The following is a 1,335-nucleotide window of genomic DNA, read 5'->3' as shown; positions in this document are numbered from 1 at the left end:
ATTTCGGCGGTTGTCCTGACGTACAATGGAGCTGGTTCTTCGTCAGTCATATTCTTGATCGTCATTATCACCCTTCGGTATATTTCATCCTCCGGATTAAGGAAGTGGGCATCGCAGGTGGCAACAACCGGTTTGTTATACTGTTCTCCAAGTTTTACAATGCGTCTGTTCAGATTTCTAATGTCTTCTTCTGAATTTACGCCACTGAATTTTTCTTTCTCGTTCCCTATCATAAACTTGTTGTTTGCCAGCGGCTGTATTTCCAGGTAGTCATAGAAATTTACTATGGAAGCTATCTCTTCATCTGACCTGTCCTCAAGGAGTGCATCATACAATTCTCCCATGCAGCATGCAGAGCCGATTATCAGGCCTTCCCTGTATTTCATCAGCTCACTCCGAGGTATCTTAGGAGTTCTGTAAAAATAATTGAGGTGCGAAAGGCTGATGAGAGTGTACAAGTTTGTTCTTCCTACAGAGTTCTTGGCCAGTATTATGATATGGTGAGACCTCATTCTGCCCACTGCTTTAGGATCCATTTTTTCGAGCTCATGCAATCCCTCTAAATCACTTATTCCTCTGTCATTGATAGCTTTAAGAAAAATTGCAAAAATCCTGGCCGTACATTCCGCGTCTGAAATAGCCCTGTGATGATGATCGTTAGTCACTCCAAGCTTTTTGCATACAGCATCCAGATGATGATGTGCCTGCTCCGGATAAAATGCCCTTGATAATCCCATGGTATCTATGCACGTAAAATCTGCAGGTATATCAAGCTCTTTGCACTTTTGATTTATGAATCCGATGTCAAAAGTCACATTATGACCTACAAGTATCGCACCATCACAGAATTTAACGAATCTTGGAAGAATAACATCTATGGTCGGTGCATCACATACCATTTCATCCATGATGCTGGTAAGCCTTGTTATATGAGGAGGTATCGGTATTTCAGGATTTATGAATTCTGAAAATCTGTCAATTATCTCTCCGTCCTTAAGTTTCACTGCACCAATCTCGATTATCTTGTGCTTTACCGGCGAAAGTCCGGTGGTCTCTATATCAAATACAACAATCTCCGCGTTATTAAGTTCCTGCCCTTTTTCGTTAATGACAATCTGGTTATAATCATCGACAAGATAACCCTCAACACCGGGAATTACCTTAAAGTTCTCAAGTCCGGGATATTTTTTCCCTTTATCCCTATAAAAATGGCTCCATATGGAAAGTGCCTGCGTTACAACGTGATCTGTTATGGCAATACCGGGCATTCCCCACTTAAATGCCTGCAGGCATATATCCTCGACTGAAGAAACTCCGTCCATATCACTCATCTTT

At 41.6% G+C, this 1,335-nt stretch carries 1 protein-coding gene; it reads right to left on the bottom strand.

The window, feature by feature from the left end:
* Positions 1–1,335: exonuclease domain-containing protein (locus tag BMW61_RS21510; protein WP_139176521.1), on the bottom strand; the 1,335-nt coding region annotated here is incomplete at both ends.

Origin of the sequence: Butyrivibrio sp. ob235, assembly GCF_900109475.1 — a bacterium.
Classification (GTDB): Bacteria; Bacillota; Clostridia; order Lachnospirales; family Lachnospiraceae; genus Butyrivibrio.
The sequence above is the reverse complement of the archived record's forward strand: the minus strand, read 5'-3'. Positions and strand labels throughout refer to the sequence as shown.